This window comes from Pseudooceanicola sp. NS-SX9 (assembly GCF_057380705.1).
Genome location: NZ_JBXXRN010000008.1, coordinates 123,902 through 146,091, shown reverse-complemented (window position 1 = coordinate 146,091; position 22,190 = coordinate 123,902). Strand labels below are relative to the sequence as shown.

The 22,190-nt window shown below is 69.6% G+C and carries 19 protein-coding genes; 8 read left to right on the top strand and 11 right to left on the bottom strand.

Annotated features, from left to right (window positions below):
* Positions 1–236 precede the first annotated feature (236 nt).
* The 3 genes from AC2ITM_RS24800 to AC2ITM_RS24790 are packed head-to-tail and all read left to right on the top strand — an operon-like array spanning position 237 to position 2,803.
* Positions 237–1,379 (top strand): isochorismate synthase, encoded by a 1,143-nt coding sequence (locus AC2ITM_RS24800; protein WP_486470877.1) that lies wholly within the window; start codon positions 237–239, stop codon positions 1,377–1,379.
* 3 nt (positions 1,380–1,382) lie between these two features.
* A complete protein-coding gene (locus AC2ITM_RS24795) occupies positions 1,383–2,033 on the top strand; it encodes an isochorismatase family protein (RefSeq protein WP_486470876.1) in 651 nt (216 codons plus the stop codon).
* Positions 2,030–2,803 (top strand): SDR family oxidoreductase, encoded by a 774-nt coding sequence (locus AC2ITM_RS24790; RefSeq protein WP_486470875.1) that lies wholly within the window; start codon positions 2,030–2,032, stop codon positions 2,801–2,803. The genes AC2ITM_RS24795 and AC2ITM_RS24790 overlap by 4 nt, the downstream gene beginning before the upstream one ends.
* Positions 2,804–2,826: 23 nt before the next feature.
* On the opposite strand, the gene AC2ITM_RS24785 is transcribed toward AC2ITM_RS24790, so the two are convergent.
* Positions 2,827–4,266 (bottom strand): GMC family oxidoreductase, encoded by a 1,440-nt coding sequence (locus tag AC2ITM_RS24785; RefSeq protein WP_486470874.1) that lies wholly within the window; start codon positions 4,264–4,266, stop codon positions 2,827–2,829.
* Between the two features lie 2 nt (positions 4,267–4,268).
* Positions 4,269–5,063 (bottom strand): shikimate dehydrogenase family protein, encoded by a 795-nt coding sequence (locus tag AC2ITM_RS24780; protein ID WP_486470873.1) that lies wholly within the window; start codon positions 5,061–5,063, stop codon positions 4,269–4,271.
* A gap of 188 nt (positions 5,064–5,251) precedes the next feature.
* Here AC2ITM_RS24780 and AC2ITM_RS24775 point away from each other — a divergent pair, with 188 nt between their 5' ends.
* The 3 genes from AC2ITM_RS24775 to opgC all read left to right on the top strand — a co-directional run bounded on the left by AC2ITM_RS24775 (position 5,252) and on the right by opgC (position 8,083).
* Positions 5,252–5,881 carry a riboflavin synthase subunit alpha gene (locus tag AC2ITM_RS24775; RefSeq protein ID WP_486470872.1) on the top strand — a complete coding sequence of 210 codons (630 nt, stop codon included), beginning with the start codon at positions 5,252–5,254 and terminating at the stop codon, positions 5,879–5,881.
* Positions 5,882–6,067: 186 nt separating this feature from the next.
* The gene (locus AC2ITM_RS24770) at positions 6,068–6,493 is read left to right on the top strand and encodes a hypothetical protein (RefSeq protein ID WP_486470871.1); all 426 of its coding nucleotides are present in this window, start codon (positions 6,068–6,070) and stop codon (positions 6,491–6,493) included.
* A gap of 378 nt (positions 6,494–6,871) precedes the next feature.
* The gene (gene opgC, locus AC2ITM_RS24765; protein ID WP_486470870.1) at positions 6,872–8,083 is read left to right on the top strand and encodes an OpgC domain-containing protein; all 1,212 of its coding nucleotides are present in this window, start codon (positions 6,872–6,874) and stop codon (positions 8,081–8,083) included.
* A 57-nt stretch (positions 8,084–8,140) separates the two neighbouring features.
* Here the strand turns inward: opgC and AC2ITM_RS24760 are convergent, their stop codons facing one another.
* The 8 genes from AC2ITM_RS24760 to AC2ITM_RS24725 form a co-directional block, all read right to left on the bottom strand.
* On the bottom strand, positions 8,141–9,613 hold the full coding sequence (locus AC2ITM_RS24760; protein WP_486470869.1) for an NAD-dependent succinate-semialdehyde dehydrogenase: 1,473 nt from the start codon (positions 9,611–9,613) through the stop codon (positions 8,141–8,143).
* Between the two features lie 3 nt (positions 9,614–9,616).
* Positions 9,617–10,660 (bottom strand): tartrate dehydrogenase, encoded by a 1,044-nt coding sequence (locus tag AC2ITM_RS24755; RefSeq protein ID WP_486470868.1) that lies wholly within the window; start codon positions 10,658–10,660, stop codon positions 9,617–9,619.
* 20 nt (positions 10,661–10,680) lie between these two features.
* Positions 10,681–12,132: an aldehyde dehydrogenase family protein gene (locus AC2ITM_RS24750; protein ID WP_486470867.1), complete on the bottom strand. Its 1,452-nt coding sequence runs from the start codon at positions 12,130–12,132 to the stop codon at positions 10,681–10,683.
* A gap of 109 nt (positions 12,133–12,241) precedes the next feature.
* Complete coding sequence (locus AC2ITM_RS24745; RefSeq protein ID WP_486470866.1) at positions 12,242–13,627, bottom strand: FAD-dependent oxidoreductase; 1,386 nt, start codon at positions 13,625–13,627, stop codon at positions 12,242–12,244.
* Positions 13,624–13,935, bottom strand: a complete 312-nt coding sequence (locus AC2ITM_RS24740; RefSeq protein WP_486470865.1) for a (2Fe-2S)-binding protein — start codon at positions 13,933–13,935, stop codon at positions 13,624–13,626. Before AC2ITM_RS24740 ends, AC2ITM_RS24745 begins: the two co-directional genes overlap by 4 nt.
* A complete protein-coding gene (locus AC2ITM_RS24735) occupies positions 13,932–15,920 on the bottom strand; it encodes a hydantoinase B/oxoprolinase family protein (protein WP_486470864.1) in 1,989 nt (662 codons plus the stop codon). The genes AC2ITM_RS24740 and AC2ITM_RS24735 overlap by 4 nt, the downstream gene beginning before the upstream one ends.
* Positions 15,921–15,923: 3 nt before the next feature.
* Positions 15,924–17,966 carry a hydantoinase/oxoprolinase family protein gene (locus AC2ITM_RS24730; protein ID WP_486470863.1) on the bottom strand — a complete coding sequence of 681 codons (2,043 nt, stop codon included), beginning with the start codon at positions 17,964–17,966 and terminating at the stop codon, positions 15,924–15,926.
* Between the two features lie 90 nt (positions 17,967–18,056).
* On the bottom strand, positions 18,057–18,950 hold the full coding sequence (locus tag AC2ITM_RS24725; protein WP_486470862.1) for a LysR family transcriptional regulator: 894 nt from the start codon (positions 18,948–18,950) through the stop codon (positions 18,057–18,059).
* A 102-nt stretch (positions 18,951–19,052) separates the two neighbouring features.
* Here AC2ITM_RS24725 and AC2ITM_RS24720 point away from each other — a divergent pair, with 102 nt between their 5' ends.
* Entirely contained in the window at positions 19,053–20,156 is a 1,104-nt protein-coding gene (locus tag AC2ITM_RS24720) for an NAD(P)/FAD-dependent oxidoreductase (RefSeq protein WP_486470861.1), read from the top strand.
* Positions 20,157–20,158: 2 nt separating this feature from the next.
* Here the strand turns inward: AC2ITM_RS24720 and AC2ITM_RS24715 are convergent, their stop codons facing one another.
* On the bottom strand, positions 20,159–21,484 hold the full coding sequence (locus AC2ITM_RS24715) for an NAD(P)/FAD-dependent oxidoreductase (RefSeq protein ID WP_486470860.1): 1,326 nt from the start codon (positions 21,482–21,484) through the stop codon (positions 20,159–20,161).
* Between the two features lie 158 nt (positions 21,485–21,642).
* Between AC2ITM_RS24715 and AC2ITM_RS24710 the strand changes: the two genes are divergently transcribed.
* Positions 21,643–22,140, top strand: coding sequence for an Lrp/AsnC family transcriptional regulator (locus tag AC2ITM_RS24710; RefSeq protein WP_486470859.1), 498 nt, complete (start codon positions 21,643–21,645; stop codon positions 22,138–22,140).
* The last annotated feature ends 50 nt before the right edge of the window (positions 22,141–22,190 follow it).

The following is a 22,190-nucleotide window of genomic DNA, read 5'->3' as shown; positions in this document are numbered from 1 at the left end:
GGCAGGACAGGGACTTGGGCCGTTTCACGCCGGAAAGGAAATTGCGCGGCATTTGCCTTAATTCTCCTCAAGCTGGCCAAAGACCGCCCGAGCCCCCAATTCCTGACTTTTTCACTTGAGTATTGCGCGACACTTTGTCATGCCCCGCTCAGGTAGCCAGACGATCCCCTGCGGGGCCGCAGCCCGCCCAATGATCCGCGTTCCGCCCCGGCGGAATCCCATCAAAGGAGGGTGCTATGACACGTCCGTTCCCGCAGATCCTGGCCGAGGCGACCGACCCGACCCCCGCTTTCGCATTCCTCGAGGCCTCTGGTCCGCGCGTTGCCGCAGGCCAGGTCACCGCCCTGCCGCGCGGCACGGCCGACACGCTGGCCACGCGCCTGGCAGCGGCAAAGCCGGGCCCCGACGGGCTGATCGCCGGCGCCCTGCCCTTCGATCGCACCCAGCCCGACTGCCTGTGGACCAGCACCGCGACCGCCGCACCGGCGCTGCCGCAGGCCGCGCCCGGCCCCTGCCGCCTGCGGGCCGAACCCGCCGCCGCCGCCTATGCCCGCGCCGTCGCCACCGCGCTGGATGCCATGGCCACCAGCACCCGGCTGGAAAAGGTCGTGCTGGCGCGCAGCCTGCGGCTGGAGGCCGAGGCGCCGATCGACCGCGCCGCGCTGCTGGCCCGCCTGGCCCGTGATCCCGCCGCGCTCGGCTTTTCGGTGCGCCTGCCCGATACGGCCGCAGGTCCCCGCCACCTGGTCGGCGCCACCCCCGAGCTGCTGCTGCGCAAGACCGGCGGACAGGTCTTCTCGCATCCGCTGGCGGGCTCGGCCCGGCGGCAGGCCGACCCGGTGCAGGACCGCGCCGCCGCCGAGGCGCTGCGCGGCTCGCCCAAGGACCGGCGCGAACATGCGCTGGTGGTCGAGGCGATCATGGACACGCTGGCGCCGCTGTGCCGTCAGCTGGCCGCGCCCGAGGGCACGACCGTCACCTCGACCGGCAGCATGTGGCACCTGGGCACCCGCATCGAGGGCCGGCTGAGCGACCCCGAGACCCCCGCCCCCGTGCTGGCCGCGCTGCTGCACCCGACGCCCGCCGTCTGTGGTGCCCCCCGCGCCGAGGCCGCAGCCCTGATCCGCCAGCTGGAACCCGTTGACCGTGATTTCTATGCCGGCGCCGTGGGATACAGCGATGCGCAGGGCGATGGCGCCTGGTACGTGGCGATCCGCTGCGCCGAAGTCGGCCAGCATCATGCCCGCCTTTATGCCGGGGCGGGGATCGTGCCCGGCTCGGATCCGCTGGCCGAAACCGCCGAGACCGGCGCCAAATTCGCCGCCATGCTGGAGGCCTTCGGCCTGCCGCGTGACGCCGCCCTGACCCTGACGGAGTAACCCATGGCCCTGCCCGGCATTGCCCCCTATCCGCTGCCCGAGGCAGCCAGCCTGCCCGCCCCCCGCGCGCCCTTCCACCCCGAAGCCCGCCGCCTGGCCCTGCTGGTCCACGACATGCAGCGCTATTTCTGCGCCCCCTATCCGCAGGACACGCCCCTGCTGCCCGTGGTCGCCAACATCGCCCGGCTGATCGCTGCGGCCCGGGCCGCGGGCGTGCCGGTCTTCTGGACCGCGCAGAAGGGCAACCAGTTCCGCCCCGACCGCGGCCTGCAGGCCGACCTCTGGGGGCCCGGCATGAAAGCCACCGCCGAGCATGAACAGATCCTGCCCGACCTCGCCCCCCTGGCCGAAGAGATCGTGCTGACCAAGCACCGCTACAGCGCCTTCCAGCGCACCAACCTGGAAACCCTGATGCGCGCGCGGGGCCGCGACCAGCTGATGATCACCGGGATCTATGCCCATATCGGCTGCCTGTGCACCGCCGCCGAGGCGTTCCAGCGCGACATCGAACCCTTCGCCGTGGCCGATGCCCAGGCCGATTTCGACCGTGCCCGCCACGACATGGCGATGGGCTGGGTGGCGGCGACCTGCGGCGGGGTCGTCTCGACCGAGGCGGCTCTGGCCACCCTCTCTCCGGCCGAGGTGCTGGCATGAAGCTGACCGGATTCGAAGGCCGCAATGCGCTGGTCACGGGTGCCGCGGGCGGCATCGGACAGGCGATGGTGGGGCTGCTTCTGGCCTCGGGGGCGCGGGTGACGGCGACGGACCACCCGGATGCGCTGGACCGGCTGGCGCCCGAGGACCGCGAGGGGCTGGCCTGGGTCGGCCTCGACGTGCGCGACACCGAGGGCGCCGAGGTCTGCGTGGCCGAGGCCGAGGCACGCTTTGGCCCCCTGGGGCTGGGCGTGCACGGCGCGGGCGTGCTGGCGATGGGCCCGCTGCTGGAGACCTCGGCCGAGGACTGGCAGCGCGTCATGGACATCAACGCCGGCGGCACCTTCGCGGTGACGCGCGCGATGGGCCGGGCGATGGCGCGGCACCGGGCGGGGGCGATCGTGGTGATCAGCTCGAACGCGGCGGGGATCCCGCGGGCGGGAATGGGCGCCTATGGCCCCTCGAAGGCCGCAGTCACCATGCTGACCCGCTGCCTGGGGCTGGAGCTGGCGCCCTATGGCGTGCGCTGCAACATCCTGGCGCCGGGCTCGACGCTGACACCGATGCAGACCGGCATGTGGGCGGACGAGAGCGGCGCCGAACGGATCATCGCCGGTGATCTTGCCAGCCACCGCACCGGCATCCCGCTGGGCAAGCTGGCCACCCCCGAGGACATTGCCCGCGCGGCGATGTTCCTTCTGTCGGAAGAGGCCGGGCATGTGACCATGGCGGATCTCTATGTCGACGGTGGCGCGACGCTCAGGGCCTAGGGGCCTGTCTGCAGGGCCGCACCCTAGGCCTCGCCGGTGATGAGGCTGGCGCCGCGATGCGCCAGCATCGTCACCGCCGCCCGCCCCGGCCCCGAGACCGGTTTCGGCAGCACCGAGGCGTCGATCACCCGCAGCCCCGCGATGCCGCGCACCCGCAGCCCCGGATCCACCACCGCGCCCGGATCGGCGCCCATCCGGCAGGTGCCGCAGGCATCACCCGTCAGCACCAGCCCCGCGGCCGGCAGCCCGGCCAGGGGCGTTTGCAACTGCGGCGCGAAGGGCCTCACTGGCGGCTGGTCCATCATGAGGCGCGCCAGCGACAGGCCGGCGGTCAGGGTGCTGCGGTCCTCGTCGCGGGTCAGCAGGCCCGCCACCAGCTGGGGCGGGCGGAAGGGATCGGGATCGACCGCATGGACACGGCCGCGCGACTGCGGCCGCAGCAGCCCCACCTGCAAGGTGACGTCCCCATCGCCCGGCCGCAGTTCCAGCTGCACATCGGCGCGCATCGCCCCCGGTCGCGCCCGCAAAAAGCCCCCTGCCACCGCCGCAGGCCGCAGCCGCCCGGCCAGGTGCTGCAGGATCCGCGCGCGCCATGGCAAAGCGCCGTCAGGCTGGCCCAGGTGCCAGTGCAGCGGCACCGCCTGGCCCAGCGACAGCCCCTCGCCCACGCCCGAGGCCGCCACCACCGGCCGCACCCCAAGCGCCACCAGCCGCATCGGGTCGCCGATCCCCGACAGCTCCAGAAGCTGCGGGCTCTGGACCGGCCCGGCGCACAGGATCACCTGGCCTGCCAGCACCTCGGCCCGCTCGGTCCCGCGCTGCAGCCGCAGGCCGGTGACGCGGCGGCCGTCCAGCAGGATCTGCAGGGCGCGGGTGCCGGTCAGGATCATCAGGTTCGCCCGGCCCCGCGCCGGGGCCAGCCAGACCTGCCGGGCCGAGCGCTGGCGCCCATGCCGCCGGGTCTGCTGCAACCAGCCGACGCCCTCGGGCAGCGCGCCGTTGCAATCTGGGGTAAAGCGCTGGCCCTGCTGGGTCGCGGCCTCCAGGAAGGCGCGGGCCAGCGGGGCACGCCAGCCCGCCGCCGTCACCGGCATCGCCCCGTCCCGCCCGCGCGAGGGGTCGGGATCGGGACCGGCCCAGGCCTCGATGGCGCGCAAATGCGGCAGCACGTCGGACCAGCCCCAGCCCGGGACCCGCCAGTCGTCGTAATCCTGCGGCAGGCCGCGCATCCAGGGCGCATCGTCGCGGCGTGTCAGCAGCAGCGCCCGGCGGCCGGTGGCCGCTTCGGGTTCGGCGGCGAAACCGGGCGGCGCTGTCCGCTGCCAGGGACGCGGCGCGGCCCGCGCCTCGATCAGCAGGACCCGGGCACGGCCCGAGCGCGACAGCGCCTCGGCCAGCAGGCAACCGGCGGTCCCGGCCCCGACGATCACGTGATCGAAGCGCGCGCCCGCCGGCAGGGTCATGGTCAGAGCGCCCCCATGTGCTGCGCCATCATGCGGATCTGCTGCTGCAGCATCGGCCGGCCCGGCTGGATCCGGGCGCCGGCCGCGCGGGCCGCGGCCAGCAGCGGCGTCTCGACCGGATCAAGTATCGCATCCGCCACCACCTGCCCGGGCCGGAACGCCAGATCCGCCAGCGGCAGCGGATCGCCCGCCCGCATCCCCAGCGGCGTCGCGTTGACCAGCAGATCCCGGCTGGCCGTCAACGGCAGCCCGGCATGGACATCGACACCCGGGTAGCGCCCAGCCACCCGCGCCGCCAGGTCCCGCGCCCGCAGCCCAGAGCGGTTGACGATCGTCAGCCGCGCCACCCCCGCGCCCGCCAGCGCGAAGGCGATGGCCGATCCCGCCCCGCCCGCCCCCAGCAGGCAGGCATCCATCCCCGCCAGCGCGATCCCCGCCGCCTGCAACCCGCCCACGAAGCCCGTGCCGTCCAGCATGGCGCCCACCAGCCGCCCGTCGGCCTCGCGGCGCAGGACGTTGACGGCCCCGATCAGTGCCGCGTCCCCCTCCAGCGCATCGCACAGAGCCAGCGCCGCCGCCTTGTGCGGCATCGTCACCACCGCGCCGCCGAAACTGCCGATGCCGCGCAGCCCCGCCAGCACCGGCCCCAGGCCCCCCGCAGGCACCTGCAGCGGCGCCAGCACCGCATCCACCCCCTCGCGCGCGAAAAGGGCGTTCATCTCTTCCGGGGTCTTCGCCTGAACGATCGGGTCGCCCAGGATGCCGAAAAGCCGCGTCCGGCCGGTGATCGGGGTCATGCCATGTCCTGCTTCGGGTTTGCCGCCATCCTGTCAGCCCGCGCCCGCCTGCGCCAGAGGGGCATCCTGTCCCGCCCCGCCCGATGCCCCCGGTGCAGGGCGATTGCGCATCCCCGCACCGCCAAGGCCCTTTCGCCCGGCGCCCCGCCGCCTTATCTGTCGCTCACGGAACAGAAAGGGCCCGCAGCATGTATACCGGCATCGTCCAGACCGTCGCCTCGGTCGCCTCGGTCACCGAACACCCCGGCTATCGCAGCCTTGTCATCGACATCGACCAGGGCCACCTGCAGGATCTGAAGATCGGCGGCAGCGTCGCCATCGAAGGCGTCTGCCTGTCCGCCACCGCCATCGCGGACAGCAAGGTATCCTTCGATGCCATGACCATGACGCTGGAACGCACCAACCTGGGCCGGCTGGAACCGGGCATGGCAGTGAATGTCGAACGCTCGGCCAGGATGTCGGACGAGAACGGCGGCCACCCGATTGCCGGCCATATCTCCTGCACGGCCGAGGTCGTGGCCCTGAAGACCGACGAGGACGGCGCCTTCCTGCGTTTCCGCGTGCCCGCCGACTGGGCCAAGTACATCTTCAACCGCGGCTTCATCGCGGTGAACGGCGCCAGCCTGACCGTCGCCGAGGCCGAGGGGGACGAATTCACCATCTACCTGATCCCCGAGACCCTGCGCCAGACCACCTTCCGCAACTACCGGCCTGGCGATCACGTCAACATCGAGGTCGATCACCAGACCAAGGTCACCGTCGATGTCATGGAACGCACCCTGGAACGGCTGCTGCCGCAATACCTGGGCGGACGCTGACCGGCGGCCGCAAGGCCACCAGGACGTGATTTGCCTCCGGCGGGGCAAAAGATCAGAACCGGCGCTCAGGGCGACGCGGCCCGGCGGCACGACGACGCAATAAAATCGCCTTCACGGTTTTGTGAGCGACGGAATGTGCCGCTGACTGCGTTGAACCCTGAAACAACACGGAACATTGTTAGGCCCATGAACAGAACGCTCGCGATTGCCCTGTCCGCCCTTCTCGCCTTCGGTCCCGCTGCCGGCGCCTTTGCGGAAACGCACACGCCCACCACGCAGGACTGCAGCGGCTCGAAGTCGGACTGCAGCACCAAGAAGAGCACCCAGGCCGCCCCACAGGCCAGCTCGAAGACCACCAGCAAGACCGAGGCCAAGACCCCCGAGAAGAAATCCTCGGTCTCGTCGAACACGAAATCGGCCACCAAGACCTCGGCTCCGAAGGTCGGGGAAAGCGGCAAGTCCGGCAGCAAGTTCACGCCCTCTTCCAAGAGCAAGCTGAGCAAAGCGCCCTCGGGCGAGGAATACCGCGTGGTCGGAAACTATCTGGTGCTGATCAAGACCAGCTCGCTGAAGATCTCGAAGGTGGTCGGCCCGGCGGCCAACTACCGCTGATCACACTGGCGGAAACCGGCGCCCCGCGTCGCACCGCCTTGCGGGGCCCCCATGCGGGGCCCCGTTGCCTGTCTGCAGGCAGGGCCTTGCCGGCTGCGGCCATTGGCTCGGCGTCTTTTCACCGATTCTCAGCTATTTTCCGGCTCCTGTAGCCGTCAGGGAACGGCTGCGGCCCCGGCCGCGTTCTTCCCGAACGGTTTCATCGTCCGGCTGCATGCCCCCGGGCGGCCCGTCCCGTGCGGATGCGGGGCCCGGCCCCTGCGGCAATACGGCGCCTATGGCGCGAAAATGCTTATTGAAGCGCCGCTACCACGACGATACGAGCCGGAATTTGTCCTGTCCGCACTCTGCGGGCAAGTCCCTGTCGAGGATCAACCCTTGGAAGCGAAACAGATAAAGCGTCATGACTACCTGGACGGGATGCGGGGCTTCTTCCTGCTGACCATGACCCTGTCGCATCTGGTGCTGCAGGGCGGCGTCTGGCTGACCGAGGTCCATTTCCGCCAGGTGATGTTCGTCGAAAGCGCCCAGGGCTTCGTGTTCCTGTCGGGTCTGATGATCGGGCTGGTGCAGGGCCGCAGGCTGCTGCGCGACGGCCCCACGGCGATGCACCGCTCGATCCGCGGCCGCATGGCCGAGCTGTGGCTGTGGAGCATCGGGCTGGTCTTCGCCGCACTTCTGGCACGCGACATCCTGCCCGGCGGCGTGGCGGCCTGGCACAACTGGGTCTCGACCGCGCGGATCGACGACCCGCTGCGGGTCTTCGCGATCCTGACGCTGCTGTTCCAGCCCACCTTCATGGACATCCTGCCGATGTACATCCTGTTCATGGCGGCCGCACCGCTGATGCTTCGCTGGGTGATGGCGGGGCGCTGGATGCTGGCGGCCGGGGTGGCCGGGCTGGTCTGGACGGCCTGCCAGATGCAGGTGATGCTGCCGATATCGGGCGCTGTGGACCGGGCGCTGGAAACCACCGACAGCCAGGGCCTGCGCATGGCCTTCGACCCGATGGGCTGGCAGCTACCGTTCATGGCGGGCGTCATCCTGGGCGGGCTGTGGGTTTCCGGCCGGCTGCGGTGGGAGGCCTTCCTGGGCCCGCGCACCCGCGATCTGGCACTGGTGGCGGCGCTGTTCATGGCGCTCTTCGCGCCGCTGCGCATCGCCTCGGCCAACGGGATGATGTCGCCCGAGCTGCTGAAGGTCTTTGCACCGCTGGAACTGCGGACCAATTTCGGCCCCGTCTACCTGCTGAACTTTGCCGCTGCGGCCTTCCTGTTCGCCTGGCTGGCCATCGGCGGGCGCGAGGCGCCGCAGGGCTGGATCCGGGGCCTGTCGGGGGCCATGCGGTGGCTGTTCACCCAGCCCGCGCTGTGCCTTCTGGGGCGTCATTCGCTGCATGTCTATGCCTGGCACGTCGTGCTGGTCTATGCGGCCTGCTACATCTCGGCCATGCACAGCGGGGGCGGGGCGCTGGTCAACACCACCATCGGGCTTTACGTCCTGGCCCTGCTGTGGCTGCCGGCGCTGTGGCGCGAACGCACCCGGCCGGTCACGGTGCCCGCACCGGCAAAGCCGCCGCACAGGCCGTGACGCAACAGGGGCGCCCCATCGGGACGCCCCTTTTCACTGACCCCGAGGGGCCCCGGATCACAGCCCGCCGAAGTGGAAGGCCTTGGTTTCCAGGTATTCCTCGATGCCTTCCTGGGCGCCTTCGCGACCCAGCCCCGAGGCCTTGACGCCACCGAAGGGGGCCTCGGCATGGGAGACGGCACCGGTGTTCAGCCCCACCAGGCCCACCTCGAGCGCCTCGCCAAAGCGGAAGGCGCGGGCCATGTCGGTGGTGTAGAAATAGGCCGCAAGACCAAAGGGCGTGCCGTTGGCGATCGCCAGCGCCTCTGCCTCGGTCTCGAACTTGAAGACCGGGGCGACGGGGCCGAAGGTTTCCTCGGAGGCCAGGCGCATCTCGGTGGTGGCGCCGGTCAGCACGACCGGATCGGCATACTGGCCCGCCACATCGCGCTGCGCGGTGGCGCGGGTGGCGCCCTTCGACAGCGCATCCGCGACATGGGCGTTGATCTTGGTGATCGCGGCGTCGTTGATCATCGGGCCGATGGTGGTTCCCGCGGCAATGCCCGACCCGACCTTCAGCGCATCGACCTTGGCCGCCAGAGCCGCCACGAAGGCGTCATGGATGCCCGACTGCACCAGGATCCGGTTGGCGCAGACGCAGGTCTGGCCGCCGTTGCGGAACTTCGACACCATCGCGCCCTCGACCGCCGCGTCCAGATCGGCGTCGTCGAAGACGATGAAGGGCGCGTTGCCCCCCAGCTCCAGCGACAGCTTCTTCAGCGTCGGCGCGCATTGTTCGGCCAAGAGGGCCCCCACGCGGGTCGAGCCGGTGAACGACAGCTTGCGCACCACGGGGCTTGCCGTCAGCGTCGCGCCGATCACCTCGGGGCGGCCGGTCAGCACGTTCAGAACGCCCGCGGGAATGCCCGCGCGTTCCGCCAGCACGCACAGCGCCAGCGCCGAATAGGGCGTGAAGTCCGAGGGCTTGATGACCATGGTGCAGCCCGCCGCCAGACCCGGTGCCACCTTGCGGGTGATCATCGCGTTGGGGAAGTTCCACGGCGTGATGATCGCGCAGACGCCCACGGGTTCCTTCATGGCAAAGATCTTCTTGCCGGGCACGGGGCTGGGGATGATCGCGCCGTTGATGCGGCGGGCTTCCTCGGCGAACCAGCGCACGAAGGAGGCGCCATACAGGATCTCGCCCCTGGCCTCGGCCAGCGGCTTGCCCTGTTCGGCCGTCAGGATCATCGCCAGATCATCGGCATGTTCCAGCATCAGATTGTACCAGACCATCAGGATGTCGGCACGTTCGGCATGGGTGCGGGCCTTCCAGGCCTTCATCGCCTCGGCGGCGGCGGCGATCGCGGCCGAGGTTTCCTCGGCCGTGCAATCGGGCATCTGGCCCAGGATGCCGCCCGTCGCCGGGTTGGTGACGCCCATGTCGTCCCGGGCGATCCACTGGCCATTGATCAGCGCGGCTTCGCGGAACAGATCCGCATCCTTCAGCGCAGCGCGGATGTCGGTGGGGAAGGTGTCGTGAACGGTCATGGATCAGGCCTCCAGCGCGGCAAGGATCGCCGCGGTGATCGCGGATGTGGAATGGCTGCCCGGGCGGGTGCCGATGCCCTGGGCGGTGGCGGCTTCGATGGCGGCAAGGATCTCGGCGGCGGTCTCGGTCTCGCCCAGGTGCTCCAGCATCATGGCGCCGGACCAGATCGCGGCGATCGGGTTGGCGATGTCCTTGCCGGCGATATCGGGGGCCGAGCCATGCACCGGTTCGAACATCGAGGGCACCGAAGGATCGGGGCAGATGTTGGCGGAGGCCGCAAAGCCCAGACCGCCCTGGATCGCGGCGCCCAGGTCCGTCAGGATGTCGCCGAAGAGGTTCGAGGCCACGATCACGTCCAGATCCTGCGGCGCCATCACCATCTTGGCCGCCATGGCGTCGATATGCATGTGGCTGACGGTCACGTCCGGGTATTCCTTGGCGACTTCCTTCGTCACCTCGTCCCAGAACACCATCGAGTATTTCTGGGCATTGGATTTGGTGACCGAGGTCAGGTGCTTGCGCCGGGCGCGTGCCTGTTCGAAACCAAAGCGGATGATGCGTTCGACGCCCTTGCGGGTAAAGACCGACACCTCGGTCGCGACTTCGTTGTCCTGGCCCTGATGGACGCGGCCACCGGCGCCGGCATATTCGCCCTCGGTGTTCTCGCGGATGCACAGGATGTCAAAGCCCTCGGCCTTCAGCGGCCCTTCGACACCTGCCAGCAGGCGGTGCGGACGGATGTTGGCATATTGGGTGAAGGCCTTGCGGATCGGCAGCAGCAGGCCGTGCAGCGACACGGCATCGGGCACGGTCGCGGGCCAGCCGACGGCGCCCAGGTAGATCGCGTCGAAGGCGCTCAGGGTCTTGATGCCGTCTTCGGGCATCATCTGGCCATGTTCCAGGTAATATTCGCAGGACCAGGGGAAGGTGGTGGTCTCCAGCGTGAAACGACCCTTGGCGGCGGCGCTCAGCACCTCCATCGTGGCGTCGGTCACGTCGACACCGATCCCGTCACCGGGGATCAGGGCAAGGCGGTGGTTGGTCATCGAAAGGCTCCCCTGGGGTCTTACAGGTCGATCAGAACGGATTTGGTGCGGCGGTTGGCAAGGTAGGCTTCGCGGCCCAGGTCCTTGCCCAGGCCGCTTGCCTTCCAGCCGCCGGTCGGCAGGATGTGGTCGCGCGAACGGCCGTAGCGGTTGACCCAGACGGTCCCGGCCTCGAGGCGGCGCGACAGGCGCAGCGCCCGGCTGAGATCGCGGGTGAACAGGCCCGCCGCCAGACCATAGGTCTGATGGGCGGCCAGCGCCATCGCCTCGTCCTCGCCTTTGAAGGTCTGGAAGGTGGCGACGGGGCCAAAGATTTCCTCGGTCACGGCGGGGTTGTCCTGGGTGACACCGCCAATCAGCGTCGGCTGGTAGAAGCTGCCTTCGCGGTCGAAGGCGGCGCCGCCGCACAGGATCTGGCCGCCCTGCCGGGCCGAGGCCTGCACGATGCTGTCGATCCGCGCCATCTGCCGCGCCGAGATGATCGGAGAGAACCCGGCCTCGGGCGCCAGCGTGTCGGCGGGCCGGTAGGCGGCAAAGCGTTCCTGCAGCCGTTCGGCCAGCGCGCCCGCGATGCTTTCCTCGACCAGGATGCGGGATCCGGCGACGCAGAACTGCCCGGCATTCGGCATGATGCCGCGATCAAGGCAGCTGGCGGCCAGGTCCAGGTCGGCATCGGCAAAGACGACCATCGGGCTCTTGCCGCCCAGTTCCAGCGTCATCGGCTTGATGCCGGTGCGGGCGATGTTCTCCATGATGGCGGATCCGGCGCGGGTCGAGCCGGTGAAGGACACCTTGTCGATCTGCGGATGGCCGGTGATCGCGGTGCCGGTGACGGGGCCGTCGCCCAGCACGATGTTGATCAGGCCCGCCGGGATGCCCGCCCGCACCGCCAGTTCCGCCATGTAGAGCGTGCTGTAGGGCGTCATTTCCGAAGGCTTCAGCACCACGGCATTGCCTGCCGCCAGCGCCGGGCCCAGTTTCCAGCCCGCCATCGAGATCGGGAAGTTCCAGGGCGTGATCGCCCCCACCACGCCGTAGGGTTCATCCGAGATATAGCCGAAGGCCGCGTCCGACGTGGGCACCAGCGCGCCGCCTTCCTTGTCGGCGAATTCGGCGAAGAAGCGGATCTGCTCGGCGGTGACACTGACGTCGCCCGCCTTGGCCTGCACCAGCGGGCGCGAGGAACAGATGGCCTCCAGATAGGCCAGCGTCTCGGCCTCGGCCTCGATCAGGTCGGCCCAGGCGTGCAGCGCCTTCAGCCGTTCGCGGGGGCTGATGCCCCCCCAGTTCGAGGTCCGCCGCGCCTCGATCGCGGCCTGCACGGCCATGTCGACCACGGCGGCATCGGCACAGGGGATGGCCCCGATGCGCTGCCCCGTCGAGGGCGAGATCACGTCGATGGCGTCCTCACCGGGGACATAGCGGCCACCGATGTAATGACCCGCGGGCAGCGGGATGTCGAAGCCGGGCATGGGCATCTCCTGTCGTTCCTTGAGTGCAGGCTGCCGTGAAACGCCCGGCGGAAGGTGCCGAATGCCGGACCGCGGCAGAATAACCTGCGGGATGCGGCGGGCTGGCAGATTATTCTGCCTTGCCCGCCGGGTCTTCGGGGGTCAGCCAGGCGCCGATCAGCGCCGGACGGGCCGGGGGCTGGGCGCGCAGGCGACCGGCACGGAGCACGGGAATCCCCTCGGCGGCGGCGATGATCTCGGCCCCGGCCAGCTGGCAGTAGCGGCCCTGACAGCGCCCCATGCCGACACGCGCCAGCGACTTGGCGCGGTTCGCCTCGGGGCCCGAAAGCGGCAGGGTGGCGCGCAGATCACCCGCCCGGATGCCTTCGCAGCGGCAGATGACGGCATCGTCGGGCAGCGCGCGGATGGCGTCTTCGGGCCAGGGGAAGGCGCGGGCCAGACCTTGCGCGAACCGCTGCATCCGGTGCAGCCGCGACAGCACGGGCTGCGGGTCGGGATGGGGCAGACCCAGATCCTTCAGGCAGGCGATGGCGGCGGCGCGCCCGGCGGCCTCGGCACCGTCGGCGCCCAGGATGCGCAGGCCGTCGCCCGCCAGATAAAGGCCCGGGGCGGCACGGCCCAGCGGATCGGTCTGCGGCAGCCACTGGCGGAAGTCGGGGCACCATTCAAAGGTCGCCCCCGCGATGTCGGGCAGGGTGCTGTCGGCGCGCAGGTGCCAGCCCAGCCCCACCATGTCGCAGGCGGTGCCATGGGCCTTGCCCTGCGCATCGCTCCAACGGATCGCGGTGGGCCCCGAAGCATCGGCCTCGATCTGCTGCAGGCGGACGCCCGCATGATAGATCCGGCCCAGCCCCGCGCGCATCCGCAGCCCGCGCAGGGTGACGAGGGGGCGCGCCAGCGCCATCCGCATCCCGCCCGCAATCTGGGTCTTCATCGGCGCGGTATCCAGCACCGCCGCGACGCTGGCGCCCGCCGCCAGCAGCTGCGTCGCCAGCAGCGTCAGCAGCGGACCCGAGCCCGCCAGCACGATCTGCCGTCCAAGCGCCACGCCCTGCGCCTTCAGCGCGATCTGCGCGGCGCCCAGCGAATAGACGCCCGGCGATTGCCAGCCGGGCACCGGCGCCAGCCGGTCGGTGGCCCCGGTCGCCAGGATCAGCCGGTCATGGGCAATCTCCTGCCGCTTGCCTTCGGGGCCATGGCCCAGCACATGCGCCACGCCATCGCGCAGCGCCATGACCGAGCGGTTCGGCAGATGCGTCACGCGGCCTTCCGCGACCAGCCGGTCAAAGGTGGCGTGCAGGGCACGGGCCTTGGCGGCCTCGGAACCATAGAGTTTCTCGGGCGGGCGGGTGAACCCTTCGGGGGGGCGGCGGTAGATCTGGCCACCGGCACGGGCGGCTTCATCCACGACGATGGGGTGCAGCCCCGCGGCGGCAAGGGTTTCGGCGGCGCGGATGCCCGCGGGGCCGGCGCCGACGATCAGGATACGGGTCATGCGGGCTCTCCGGGCCAGGTGGGCGTGGCGCCGGTCAGAAGGCGCATCCCCTCGGTCAGGGGCGTCGAGCACGCGCGCAGGCGCGGCCCCTCTTCCTGCCAGACCCAGCAGTCCTGGCAGGCGCCCATCAGGCAGAAACCAGCACGGGATTCGGGGCCGAACTCGGCGCTGCGCAGGGCCCGGCGCGACAGCAGGATCGCCGTCAGCACCGTGTCCCCGTCAAGCCCCGTCAGCTCCTCTCCATCCAGAGAGAAGCGGACGGGGGCGCGGGCCGTCTCGGCCAGGCGGACGAGACGACCCTGGCTCATTGTGCGGCCTCGGCGAAGGCTGCGGGGCGCGGCAGCTCGGGGAAGCGCGCGCAGGTGGCATCGAAGGCCGCGTCCACGGCCTGGGCACCGGTGCCCTCGATCCGGGCAAAGATCTCGGTCTTGGTGAAGAAGCGCCAGTGGATCGGCAGCGCCGCCAGGATTTCCGTCAGCCGGTCATAGGCATCCGAGGTCCAGCGCGCCTCGTAGCCGTCACGCTCGGGGCCATAATGGAAGAAGGCACCCGAGGGGCCGGGCATCGCGGCGCGGGCCTTGGCGGTTGCGTCCTCGTCCACCTCGCCATCCTTCAGGATGACGCCGTAGTCGCGTTCGGCAGCCTCGGCCGAGACATAGCCGCGGGCCACGTCGCGGGCCACCCGCCAGGGTTCGCGATCCAACGGATTGCCGCGGCCGCCACCCCCGGCCGAGCGCACTTCCAGCACGTCGCCCGGTTGCAGGATCGCCGTGTCCTTCGAGCCCATGCGGCGTTCGTCCGGCGTGCCGGGGTTCACCACCATGTCCGCCAGACCCGCCGCGCGGCCGCCATCCGTGCCCCAGGGCCGGAAGAAGCTGCGGTCGCGGTTGCGCGCGGTGATGCGGCTGTCGGGGGTGAAGACACGGAAGGCCATCTCGGTCGCCAGACCGCCGCGCCAACGCCCGGCACCGCCGGTGTCCTTGGCCAGACCGTATTTCACGAACTCGACCGGAACTTCGGTTTCGGTGATCTCGATCGGGGTGTTCTTCAGATAGGCCGCATCGGCGCCCGAACCGTTGGTGCCGTCGCGATGCGGCATCCCGCCGCCACCGCCCACCACCGGGTTCACGGCGGCAATCACGGTCTTCTGGCTGCGTTCGTCCCGGGTCATCACGTTGACGATGCAGTTGTTGCCGGCGGGGGCCGCGGGCATCCGGTCGGGGATCGCCTGGACGAAGGCGCCGAAGATCACCGAACGCAGACGCGCACAGGTCAGCGAGCGCATCCCCACGGCGGCGGGCGATACCGGGTTCAGCACCGTGCCTTCGGGCGTGATGCAGGTGAAGGGCCGGGTCAGGCCGGTGTTCAGCAGGATGCGCGGGTTCAGCGTGTAAAGCACGTAGTACACGCCCACCAGCAGCATCGTGTGCCGCGGATCACCGCCCGAGGGCACGTTGAGCGAGGACGCCAGCTGCGGATCCGAGCCGGTGAAGTCCAGGATCGCCTCGTCGCCCTTGATGGTCAGCGTCAGCTTCAGGCGGCAGGGGTTGGCCTGATCGCTGTCCTCGTCGGCGTAATCGGCAAAGACGTACTGGCCGTCGGGGATCTCCGACAGGATCGAGCGCGCCTGGGCCTCGGCCTGCTCCATCAGGGCGGCGACGCCCGACAGGAAGCCATGATGCCCGAAGCGGTCGATCATCGCATGGACCTTGCGCTCGCCGGTGTTCAGGGCGCCGACCAGCGCCTTGATGTCCCCGATGTTCAGCGACGGCTTGCGCACGTTCGTCGACATGATCTTCATGATCTGCTCGTCGAAGACGCCTTCGCGCACCAGCTTCATCGGCGGAAAGCGCAGGCCCTCCTGGTGGATCTCGGTCAGCGAGCGCGACAGCGAGGCGGGCACGGCGCCGCCCATGTCGGTGTTGTGGATGTGGCCGCCGGTCCAGGCGACGATCTCGCCCTCGGAGAACACCGGTTTCCACAGGTGGGTGTCGGGGGCGTGGGTCGCGACATGGCCCGAATAGGGATCGTTGGTGAAGGCCACGTCACCGGGGCGGTAGTCCTCGTCGACCATGTTTATGGCACGGCCATAGGTCAGGCCCGGGTACCAGGTCGCGCCCAGTTCCATCGGCACGGCGAAGGTGTCGCCGCGCTGGTCCATCAGCATGACGGTAAAGTCCTGCGTTTCCTTCACGAAGGCCGAATGCGCCGTGCGATGCAGGGTGTGGGCCATGTTCTCGGCCGCGGCGCGGGCGTGGTTCGCGAGCACCTGGAGGGTCATCTTGTCGAACATGGATCAGTCCTCGAAGCTGAGATGGATGTTGAGGTTCTCGTCCACACGGGCCTTCGAGCCCACGGGGATGGCAAAGGTGGTGTCTTCCTGCGCGACGATCGCAGGGCCATCGAAGGTGGTGCCCGCCGCCAGCGCCGCACGGGTGTGCAGCGGCACCGGACGCCAGCCGCCGATATGCACCTGCACATCGCGCGAGGTGCCGGCCTCGACCTGGGCCAGTTCGGCAAGGTCGGGCTTGGGACCGGCGCCGATGGCGGAAAGGCGCAGGTTGACCATCTCGATCCGGCCTTCGGGATCGTCGAAATCGTAGATCCGGCGGTGGGTCTCGTGGAAGGCCTGCGTCATCTTCGGCAGATCCGACAGCCAGTCGGGATCCAGCACGACCTCGATTTCATAGCTTTGACCGGCATAGCGCATGTCGGCCGACAGCTTCAGCTCGATCACGCCGTCGTGGCCCTGGGCCGCCAGCCAGTCCCGGCCTTCGGCCGCCAGCGCCTGGAAGTGGTCGCGCAGCAGCGGCAGGCGTGCCTCGTCCAGATCGGCAAAGACGGTGCGGATGAAGTCGCCCTTCAGATCCGCCACCAGACCGCCAAGCGCCGAAACCACGCCCGGACGGCGCGGTGCCATGACGCGCGGCATCCCCAGTTCCTTGGCCAGGAAGGCCCCCAGCATGGGGCCGCCGCCGCCGAAGGGCATCAGCGCAAAGTCCCGCAGATCGACACCGGCGCGCGACGACAGCTTCTCGACCTCGACGAACATTTCCGAGATCGCGATGTCGAGGATCGCCTGCGCGGTCTCTTCCAGGCCGCGGCCCAGTTGCGCGGCCAGCCTGCCCACGACCTCGCGCGCCAGATCGACATTCATGTCAAGCTGCCCATAGGCCATTTCGCTATGCCCCAGCCAGCCGCAGACGGCCATGGCATCGGTCACGGTGGCGCGTTCGCCGCCACGGCCATAGCAGGCGGGCCCGGGGGTGGACCCGGCGCTTTCGGGGCCGACGCGCAGCACGCCGTGGTCATCCACCGACGCAATCGAGCCACCGCCGATGCCGATCGAGCTGACCGAGACCGAGGGGATGTGCAGCGGGAATTCCCCCACCAGCTCGTCCGAGCCGAACTGAACCTCGCCGTCGATGATCAGCGCGAAATCGGCCGAGGTGCCGCCGATGTCCAGCGTCAGGATACGGCTTTCACCGGCCTGACGGGCCAGCCATGCGGCGCCGATGACGCCCGAAGCGGTGCCCGACAGCAGCATCGACACGCAGTCGCGGCGGCCTTCGGCGGCGGTCATCACGCCACCGTTGGATTTCGTCAGCATGGCACGCGCCGGAACGCCCTGGGCCTTCAGGCGGGCCTCCAGCGCCTCCAGATAGCCAGAGACGCGCGGGTAGACATAGCCGTTCAGGATCGCGGTCGAGGTGCGCTCGTACTCGCGGATCACCGGCCAGACCTCGGACGAGGTGAAGACGAACAGATCGGGGGCGATGGCCTCGATTTCCTTGCGGATCTCGGCCTCTTGCGCGCTGTCGCGCCAGGCATGCAGCAGCGCCACGATGACACCTTCGGCGCCCGCGGCGCGGGCCTTGGCGACGGCTTCGGCAACGGCGCCCTCGGGGGCGTCGGTGCGGCGGCCATCGGCGCGCATCCGCACCGGCAGGCCAAAGATCATGTCGCGCGTCACCAGCGGATCGGGACGCTGGCAGAACAGCGAATACATGTCGGGCATCCGCAGGCGGGCCAGCTCGATCACGTCCTCGAAGCCGGCATTGGTGAACATCGCCAGTTTCGCGCCCTTGCGCTGGATGATCGTGTTGATGCCCACCGTGGTGCCATGCACGAAGCGGCTGACCGCCTCGGGCGACAGGCCCTCGCGCTCGGCCAGCAGGTCGAGGCCGGTGCGCAGTTCGGCCCCCGGATCATTCGGCGTCGTCAGCACCTTGAGCGAGGCGATGCGCCCCGAGCGTGCTTCGAGCGCGCAGAAATCCATGAAGGTGCCGCCGATGTCGACACCGATCTTCCAGTCTTCGCCAGGGGTATGGCCGTCCATGGGTCATCGCCTTTCGTTCCGTTTGCCCCAATCGAACAGAGCCGGGGCGCGCGGTCCAAGTCGGATGACGGCCGAAGCCATAAGTTCAGCCTATGGGACGGCGAGTCCCTCGGGCAAAAGCGCCCGGACCTGACCGCGCATCAGCTCTTCGGCGCGTGACAGGCTGCGGCCGCGCAGGGTCAGCAGCGACAGCGGCAGGGCGGGGGAATCGGCCAGGGGGCGGATCTCGATGCCGGCGAACTGCTCCCATGGCAGCAGGGAATCGACCACCGCAATGCCCAGCCCCGCCTGCACGAAGCCCACGGCGGAAATCGAGGTGTCGATTTCCAGCCGCGGTTCGAACCGGCGGCCCGACCGGCGGGCGACCTTGTCCAGCTCTTCGTGGGGGCGGGTGGCGGCGCGGTAGGAAATCACGAATTCCTCGGCCAGCTGCGCCAGCGCGATACTGTCCTGCGCGGCCAGCCGGTGATCGGCGGGCAGCAGGCAGCAAAAGCCGGTGCGGCCCAGGACCTCGACCTCGATTTCCTCGGGCATCCGGTCGGTCAGGGCCAGCGCCATCGCGGCATCGCCCTCGCGCAGCATGGTGCGCAGCGATTGCACCGGGGCCACGTTGCAGCGCAGCGCGATGTCGGGGTGACGGGCGCGGAACGCCGCCATCACCCGGGGCAGCAGCGACATGGCGGGGGGCGTCGAACAGCCGATGCGCACCAGACCGGCGCGCCCCAGCTTCAGATCGGCGGTCTTGCGGCGCAGCCCCTCCAGTTCCCCGAACAGCCGTTCGGCCTCGGGGTACAGCTCCTGCGCCTCGGGGGTGGGTTTCAGCCGGCCCTTCTCGCGGTCGAACAGGGCAAAGCCCAGCTCGTCCTCGGTATGGCGCAGCACCTGGCTCAGCGCGGGCTGCGAGATGTTCAGCATCCGGGCGGCCTCGGTCACGGTTCCGGCACGCATCACGGCGGTAAAGACTTCCAGCTGGCGGGCCCGCATCCCGATACCCCATAGGTTATGCTTATGACATTCCCCGTTTCCCGTCTTTGACGCCACAGGTCAAGCCGGGCTTTGCTGGCGCAACCACGGAAAGGAGATCCAATGCAGGTGATCGTTCTGGGAGGCGGCCTGATGGGCACCTCGACCGCCTTTTTCCTGGCCCGTCGCGGCCTGCAGGTGCGGCTGATCGAACGCGGCTACATCGGCGCCGGGGCGACCGTGGCCTCCTTCGGCAATATCCGGCGCACCGGGCGCTACCTGCCGCAGCTGCCGCTGGCGCATCGTTCGCTGGCGCTGTGGAACCGCGCCGAAGGCTTGCTGGGCCGCGACGTGGAATTCCGTGCCACCGGCCATCTGCGACTGATCTTCGACGAGGCCTCGCGCGCCGACATGCGGCGCTTTGCCGAAGCCGCCAAGCCCTGGGGCCTTGCCATCGACGAGCTGACCCCCGAAGAGATCCGCCGCCGCTTCCCGGGCCTTGGGCCCGCAGCGATCGGGGCCAGTTTCTCTGCGATGGATGGCAGCGCCAATCCGCGGCTGGTGGGCCCGGCCTTTGCCGATGCCGCCGCCCGCGCCGGGGCCCGGATCGTCACCCAGGCCGGAGAACCGCAGATCGCCAGGACCGCGCAGGGCTTCCAGGTGACCACCGCCCGGGGCACCTTCGAAGCCGATGTGCTGGTCAACTGCGCCGGGGCCTGGGGCCGCGACATCGCCCGCCAGTTCGGCGAGGAAGTGCCGCTGACCATGCATGGCCCCCAGATGGCGGTGACCGAGCCCCTGCCCCACCGCATCCTGCCGGTGGTCGGCATGTGGTCGCAGGACAGCGGCGCCTATCTGCGGCAGGTGGAACGCGGCAACGTCGTCTTCGGCGGCGGCGTGCCGCGGATGCCGGTGGACGAGACGGGCTTTGCCAGGAACCACCCCGGCCGCCTTGCCGCGCAGCTGGCGAAGGTGGTGCAGCTGTGCCCGGCGCTGGCCCATGTCGCGATCATCCGCCAGTGGTCCGGCTGCGAGGGCTACGTGGCCGACAGCCTGCCGGTGATGGGCGCCTCGCAGACCACGCCGGGGCTGTTCCACGCCTTCGGCTTTTGCGGTCACGGCTTTCAGCTGGGGCCGGGGGTGGGCGATGCGATGGCGGAACTGGTGGCGACGGGGCGGTGCGAAACCCCCTTGGGGGATTTCGCCATTTCAAGGTTCGCGGCGTGACCTCAGAACTCCGAGACCTTGCCCCATTGCGACTGGTTGAACCGGGCCAGGCGGTACTGGCGGGTCTCGGTGATGGGATCGCGGCCCAGCATCAGATCGGCCACCAGATGGCCGACGCCCGGGCCGATGCCAAAGCCGTGACCCGACAGGCCCGCCGCCAGCGTCAGGCCCGGCAGGCCCACATCGGTGTCGATCACCGGCACGCCGTCGGGGGTGCTGTCGATGAAGCCCGCCCAGGTTGCCTGCACCGGCAGCGCCTTCAGCGCCGGCATCAGCGCATGGGCATTGCGCAGCGTCTCCTGGATCAGGCTGTCCGAGGGCTTGGGGTCGAGGATCCGCATCCGCTCCATCGGGGTCTCGCGATCCAGCGCCCAGCGTTTGCGGGTCTCGTGACCGGCGCGCCAGGCCTGCAGCCCACCCGGGGCCAGCGCCTTCCAGCGCTTTGCGGCCATCGGCAGGAAATGCTTGAACCCCATCAGCGCGCCCGGCGTCAGATCCAGGTTGGCCCGCCCCGAGATCGCCAGCGTCCAGGCGCCATCGCCGCGCGCGGTGACCGAGATATCCTTGGTGTGCAGCGCCGGCGGCAGCCCCGCAGCGCCCGGCCCCACCGACAGGATCGAGGACCGCACGGCGCTTTGCGGGAACCTGATGCCCAGCTGATACAGAAAGCTGCCCGCCCAGGCGCCGCCCGCCATGACAACCTGTTTCGTGCGGATCGTGCCGCGTTCGGTGACCACGCCACTGACCGCGCCGCCTTCGGTTTCCAGACCCCGCGCCGCGCAGTATTGCAGCACCGTGCCGCCGTGCTTCATCACGCCTCGGGCAATGATCGGCGCGGCCTTCGACGGGTCGGAAATGCCATCGGTCGGCGACCAGACGCCGCCCTTCCAGGGCTTGCCCGTGGCGGCGCCGCGCTCGGCCGCCTCGGCGGCGCTCAGCATCCGGGTGTCGATGCCCTCGCCGCGGGCAAAGCGGCCCCACTTGGCCCAGCCCTCGATCTCGGCCTCGTTGTTGGACAGGTACAGCAGCCCGCAGCGGCGGAACCCCATGTCCTCGCCGATGTCGCGGGTCATCTCTTGCCACAGGTCCAGGCTGCGGGTCGACAGCGGCAGTTCACGCGCATCGCGGTTCTGCTGGCGGCACCAGCCCCAGTTGCGGCTGGACTGTTCGGCACCCACCTTGCCCTTTTCCAGCAACACCACCTTCAGACCGGCGCGCGCCAGCCAGTAGGCCGCGCTGACGCCGACGATGCCCGCACCGATGACGACGCAATCGGCGCTTTCGGGCGGCGTTTCCTGGGTTACGATATGCAGAAGCGGGGCGGTCATGGCGTCTCTCTCCGGTATTTGTCTCAGGGGTATCACCGCCATGCCAGCGCCATCTGCCATTTCCCGGCCCGGTTCAGCATTTCCTTCCGAATGCGATTGACACGACGGCCCTGCTGGCCTTTTCACATGACAATGACCAAGACCTGGGGACCCCCCGCATGACCGCCCGATACAAGCTCGACCGGATCGATCTGAAGATTCTCGCCGAGTTGCAACGCAACGGGCGCATCACCAACGTAGAGCTTGCCGACAAGGTGGCGCTCTCGCCCTCGCCCTGCCTGATGCGGGTGAAAAAGCTGCAGCAGGCCGGTTACATCACCGGCTACGCGGCCCAGATCGACGTGCCGAAACTGGGGGAAACCCTGACGGTCTTTACGGAATTCACCCTGAAGAACCACCGCCAGATCGATTTCGCGCGCTTCCAGGAGGCGCTGGAAAAGGTCGACAGCTGCGTCGAATGCCATCTGGTGTCGGGCGGCTATGACTATCTGGCGAAATTCGTCTGCGGGTCGATCTCGGACTACCAGACCATCATCGAGGCGCTGATCGACCGCGATGACGTGGGCATCGACAAGTACTTCAGCTTCGTGGTGATGAAGACGCCCTTCGCCAAGACGCAGATCCCGCTCAGCCGGCTGTTCGGCGACCGGCTGTGAAAAGGGGGCGCCCGGCGCCCCCTTCGTCCTGTCCATCACCGGCCCCACGG

Coding starts and splice junctions, on each gene's coding strand:
- AC2ITM_RS24800 (WP_486470877.1), top strand. CDS start 237: ATGACACGTCCGTTCCCGCAGATCCTGGCCGAGGCGACCGACCCGACC.
- AC2ITM_RS24795 (WP_486470876.1), top strand. CDS start 1,383: ATGGCCCTGCCCGGCATTGCCCCCTATCCGCTGCCCGAGGCAGCCAGC.
- AC2ITM_RS24790 (WP_486470875.1), top strand. CDS start 2,030: ATGAAGCTGACCGGATTCGAAGGCCGCAATGCGCTGGTCACGGGTGCC.
- AC2ITM_RS24785 (WP_486470874.1), bottom strand. CDS start 4,266: ATGACCCTGCCGGCGGGCGCGCGCTTCGATCACGTGATCGTCGGGGCC.
- AC2ITM_RS24780 (WP_486470873.1), bottom strand. CDS start 5,063: ATGACCCCGATCACCGGCCGGACGCGGCTTTTCGGCATCCTGGGCGAC.
- AC2ITM_RS24775 (WP_486470872.1), top strand. CDS start 5,252: ATGTATACCGGCATCGTCCAGACCGTCGCCTCGGTCGCCTCGGTCACC.
- AC2ITM_RS24770 (WP_486470871.1), top strand. CDS start 6,068: ATGAACAGAACGCTCGCGATTGCCCTGTCCGCCCTTCTCGCCTTCGGT.
- AC2ITM_RS24760 (WP_486470869.1), bottom strand. CDS start 9,613: ATGACCGTTCACGACACCTTCCCCACCGACATCCGCGCTGCGCTGAAG.
- AC2ITM_RS24755 (WP_486470868.1), bottom strand. CDS start 10,660: ATGACCAACCACCGCCTTGCCCTGATCCCCGGTGACGGGATCGGTGTC.
- AC2ITM_RS24750 (WP_486470867.1), bottom strand. CDS start 12,132: ATGCCCGGCTTCGACATCCCGCTGCCCGCGGGTCATTACATCGGTGGC.
- AC2ITM_RS24745 (WP_486470866.1), bottom strand. CDS start 13,627: ATGACCCGTATCCTGATCGTCGGCGCCGGCCCCGCGGGCATCCGCGCC.
- AC2ITM_RS24740 (WP_486470865.1), bottom strand. CDS start 13,935: ATGAGCCAGGGTCGTCTCGTCCGCCTGGCCGAGACGGCCCGCGCCCCC.
- AC2ITM_RS24735 (WP_486470864.1), bottom strand. CDS start 15,920: ATGTTCGACAAGATGACCCTCCAGGTGCTCGCGAACCACGCCCGCGCC.
- AC2ITM_RS24730 (WP_486470863.1), bottom strand. CDS start 17,966: ATGGACGGCCATACCCCTGGCGAAGACTGGAAGATCGGTGTCGACATC.
- AC2ITM_RS24725 (WP_486470862.1), bottom strand. CDS start 18,950: ATGCGGGCCCGCCAGCTGGAAGTCTTTACCGCCGTGATGCGTGCCGGA.
- AC2ITM_RS24720 (WP_486470861.1), top strand. CDS start 19,053: ATGCAGGTGATCGTTCTGGGAGGCGGCCTGATGGGCACCTCGACCGCC.
- AC2ITM_RS24715 (WP_486470860.1), bottom strand. CDS start 21,484: ATGACCGCCCCGCTTCTGCATATCGTAACCCAGGAAACGCCGCCCGAA.
- AC2ITM_RS24710 (WP_486470859.1), top strand. CDS start 21,643: ATGACCGCCCGATACAAGCTCGACCGGATCGATCTGAAGATTCTCGCC.